This is a genomic window from Paraburkholderia sp., assembly GCF_034668105.1.
GTDB lineage: Bacteria > Pseudomonadota > Gammaproteobacteria > Burkholderiales > Burkholderiaceae > Paraburkholderia.
On the sequence record NZ_JAXDPY010000368.1, the window covers coordinates 1 to 3,763 of the forward strand.

General features: G+C 63.6%; 4 protein-coding genes and 1 pseudogene. 4 read left to right on the forward strand and 1 reads right to left on the reverse strand.

Annotation, left to right across the window (positions count from 1 at the left end; all coding sequences use genetic code 11):
• Positions 1 to 628 (reverse strand): annotated as a pseudogene (locus QOC89_RS16520) (NADP-dependent malic enzyme); the annotation flags it as partial.
• 233 nt (positions 629 to 861) lie between these two features.
• Here QOC89_RS16520 and thiL point away from each other — a divergent pair.
• The 4 genes from thiL (at position 862) to QOC89_RS16540 (ending at position 3,579) form a co-directional block, all read left to right on the forward strand.
• A complete protein-coding gene (gene thiL, locus QOC89_RS16525; protein WP_323045994.1) occupies positions 862 to 1,860 on the forward strand; it encodes a thiamine-phosphate kinase in 999 nt (332 codons plus the stop codon).
• A complete protein-coding gene (locus tag QOC89_RS16530) occupies positions 1,850 to 2,422 on the forward strand; it encodes a phosphatidylglycerophosphatase A (protein ID WP_323045991.1) in 573 nt (190 codons plus the stop codon). The genes thiL and QOC89_RS16530 overlap by 11 nt, the downstream gene beginning before the upstream one ends.
• Positions 2,423 to 2,525: 103 nt before the next feature.
• The gene (locus tag QOC89_RS16535) at positions 2,526 to 3,026 is read left to right on the forward strand and encodes a CinA family protein (RefSeq protein WP_323045992.1); all 501 of its coding nucleotides are present in this window, start codon (positions 2,526 to 2,528) and stop codon (positions 3,024 to 3,026) included.
• A 31-nt stretch (positions 3,027 to 3,057) separates the two neighbouring features.
• Positions 3,058 to 3,579 (forward strand): cupin domain-containing protein, encoded by a 522-nt coding sequence (locus QOC89_RS16540; protein ID WP_323045993.1) that lies wholly within the window; start codon positions 3,058 to 3,060, stop codon positions 3,577 to 3,579.
• Positions 3,580 to 3,763: the final 184 nt, after the last annotated feature.

A 3,763-nucleotide genomic window follows, 5' to 3' on the forward strand; every position in this document is an offset into this window, starting at 1 on the left:
CCAGCTTGACGTTCCTGATGTCCTTGCCGACCACCTTCAAGCCGTTGGTAATGGCCGCCGCGACGACGATGGCCGTGCCGTGCTGGTCGTCGTGGAACACCGGAATCTTCATGCGCTTGCGGCATTCGCGCTCGACGATGAAGCAGTCCGGCGCCTTGATGTCTTCGAGGTTGATGCCGCCGAAGGTCGGCTCGAGCGCCGCGATCACGTCGACCAGCTTGTGCGGGTCGGACTCGTTCAACTCGATATCGAACACGTCGATGCCGGCGAACTTCTTGAACAGGACGGCCTTGCCTTCCATGACCGGCTTCGACGCGAGCGGCCCGATGTTGCCCAGACCCAGCACCGCGGTGCCGTTCGTGACGACCCCGACCAGGTTGCTGCGCGCGGTGAAACGCGCGGCGTTCAGCGGATTCTCGACGATTTCCTCGCACGCGAACGCCACGCCCGGCGAGTACGCCAGCGCGAGGTCGCGCTGGTTGATCATCTGCTTGGTCGGGGCGATCGCGATCTTGCCCGGCGTCGGGAACTCGTGATAATCGAGGGCGGCTTCGCGGAGTTTGCTATTGACGGGAGTCGACATAAGGCGGGCTTCGAAGTGCGGATTAGAATAGATGTTCGACGGCATTGTAGCCCCAATTGGCGGCTCGATCCCTTCAATACGGGTACAACTGCCGCGACTGAAACAGTGCGAAAGACAGGATGTAGCGTGCTTCGTGGAGACGACGAATTGAAGCTGAGCCGAGTACCGATCGAGCGATAATCGCTGCGCATCTCCAACCAATGCGGGCCGTTAGCGGCTTTTTGCTGTACTTATCCGGTTGCATTTATCGCTTGCACTCACTCATTGCCTATCGCCCCATGCTCTCCGAGTTTTCACTGATCGATCGTTTTTTCGCCCACCGCGCAGCCAACATTGCGACCCGTGCCGAGGAAGGTGAGCTCGGCATCGGCGACGACTGCGCGCTGCTCGCGCCGCGCCCCGGCGAAATGCTCGCGATATCGACGGACATGCTGGTAGAAGGCCGTCACTTCTTTCCCGATATCGACCCGCAGGCACTTGGTCACAAGGCGCTCGCGGTAAACCTGTCGGACCTGGCCGCGATGGGCGCGCGGCCTCAGGCGTTCACCCTCGCACTCTCGTTGCCGAAGGCCGACGAGGCATGGCTGGCCGCGTTTAGCGATGGGCTCTTCACACTGGCCCGGCAATACGGCTGCAATCTGATCGGCGGCGATACGACCGGCGGTCCGTTGAATCTGTGCATCACCGTGTTCGGCAGCGTGCGGCCGCAAGATGCCCTGCGCCGCGACGCCGCGCAACCGGGCGATGACATCTGGATCTCCGGCACACTCGGCGATGCGCGCGCGGGCCTCGGCGTGCAGCGCGGCGAGTGGTCCGCCGATGCCAGCGACACTGCGACGTTTCGCCGCGCCCTCGAACGTCCGGAGCCGCGCATCTTCCTCGGACTCGCGCTGCGAGGCATTGCGCATGCGGCGCTCGACCTCTCGGACGGCCTCGCCGGGGACCTGTTGCACATCCTCGAACGCTCGGACGTGCAGGCCACGGTGAATGTCGACGCCGTGCCGCGCTCCCCCGCCTTGCGCCGTCTCTCGCCCGAGATCCAGCGACGCTGCACGCTCGCCGGCGGCGACGATTACGAACTGTGTTTCACCGCGCCGGTTGCCGCGCGCGCGAAGGTGGAAGCAGCCGGCCGCGAGGTGGCGGTACCGGTTACGCGCATCGGTACAATAAGCGCTCTTCATACGGCGGCCGACCGCCCGGCGATCGGCTGGCGCGACGCCGCCGGCGCGCCGCTCACTCTGACGTTGCAAGGCTTCGACCACTTCCATGCAGACTGATCCCCCGCTGGTCCCCGCCGACGATCTGATCGGCAGCCCGCCGCCCAACGCCTCCGGTCCGCGCGCACCGCGTCCGCAGCCGCGCCGCGCTACCGCGCGTTTCATGCTGTCGCATCCGCTGCACATTCTGTCGCTGGGTTTTGGCAGCGGTTTGTCGCCGGTCGCGCCGGGCACGATCGGCACGCTGTTCGCATGGGCATCGTTCGCCGTCTTGAGCCGTTACCTGACCGTGGTCGAGTGGGGCGTCCTGATCGTCGCCGGTTTTTTCGGCGGCATTGCGATTTGCGGCTTTACGGCGAAGAAGCTAGGCATCGACGATCCGTCGTCGATTGTCTGGGACGAAATCGTCGCCTTCTGGCTGGTGCTGCTGATCGTTACACCGGTCACGCTGACCGGGCAGTTCTGGGCGTTTATCGTGTTCCGCTTCTTCGACATGGTGAAACCGCCGCCGATCGGCTATTTCGATCGCCGCCTGAAAGGTGGCTTTGGCATCATGTTCGATGACCTGCTTGCCGCGTTTTTCACGCTGCTCGTGATTGCGCTCTGGCGCATGTCGATTTAACTTCTGCCCGTTGGCAGGCGCCGGTCGGCCTCGTTCAACAGCGCACCGTTCACCGCCAGCCGGCTGCCTCCCGCAGCCATTCCCCGTTTTCCGGATTGACACCATGCCTACCGATTCCGTGGTTCACCAGCTTGCGATTCGTGTGAGCAACCGCCTGCGCGACGAGCGCCTGATGCTCGTCACCGCCGAATCCTGTACTGGCGGCATGGTGGCGACCGCGATTACCGATATTTCCGGCAGCAGCGGCTGGTTCGAGCGCGGCTTCGTCACGTATTCGAATCAGGCGAAGTCGGAGATGATCGGCGTACCGGCCGAGCTGATCGAAAAGCATGGCGCGGTCAGTGAGCAAGTGGCGCGCGCGATGGCCGAGGGCGCGCTGCGCAACAGCCGCGCGCAGGTGTCGCTATCGATAACCGGCGTCGCGGGCCCGGGCGGCGGCACCGAAACCAAGCCGGTCGGCATGGTGTCGTTCGGTTGGAGCAATCGGCTGCATACGTCGGTGGAGACCAAGGTTTTCAAGGGCGACCGCGAGAAGATCCGTGTGCAGGCCGCGGCGCACGCGTTGCGCGGCGTGATGGCCCTGCTCGACGAGCGCGAACATTAACTTCCGGTTCAACAATCGAGGTGCCGCCCCGATGCTCAACACATCCGCTTCGCATAGCGCCAAAGACGAGTTGATCCGCCGCTTCGATCTGAAGCCGCATCCGGAAGGGGGATTTTTCAGCGAGACGTACCGGTCCGCCGAGTCTGTGCGGCGCGACGACGGTTCAATGCAGCCGCGCTCGGCGTCCACCGCGATTTATTACCTGCTCTGTGACGGCGCGCATTCGGCATGGCATCGGATCAAATCCGACGAGGTCTGGCATTTTTATGCCGGCGAGCCGTTGAACGTTCACGTGCTCGACGAAGCGGGCTCACTGATCACATACAGGTTGGGCAATATGCTGACGCATTCGGACGCCGTGTTTCAGGCGGTGGTGCCCGCGGGTCTGTGGTTTGCCGCGGAATGCGCGGACCCGGCGACGTTTGCGCTAGTGGGCTGCACGGTCGCGCCGGGGTTTGAATTCAGCGAGTTCGAGCTAGCGGATGTTGAGGCTTTGAAGGCGCAGTATCCGCAGCATGCGGCGTTGATTGAGCGCCTGGGACCGGCCGTTTAAGCGGCCCAAGCAAGCCACGGAATCAGGCCCGACTGCCGACTGGCCCCGGCAGAAGCGAAAGCAGGTCGGTCGCTGGTCCCGCCCATACAACAACAAAACCCGATTCAAAGGCCGTCTTTCAAGACGACCGCCACCTATCACCGGAACGCATTAATCCGGTCACGTGTTTCCATCGCGGCTTGCG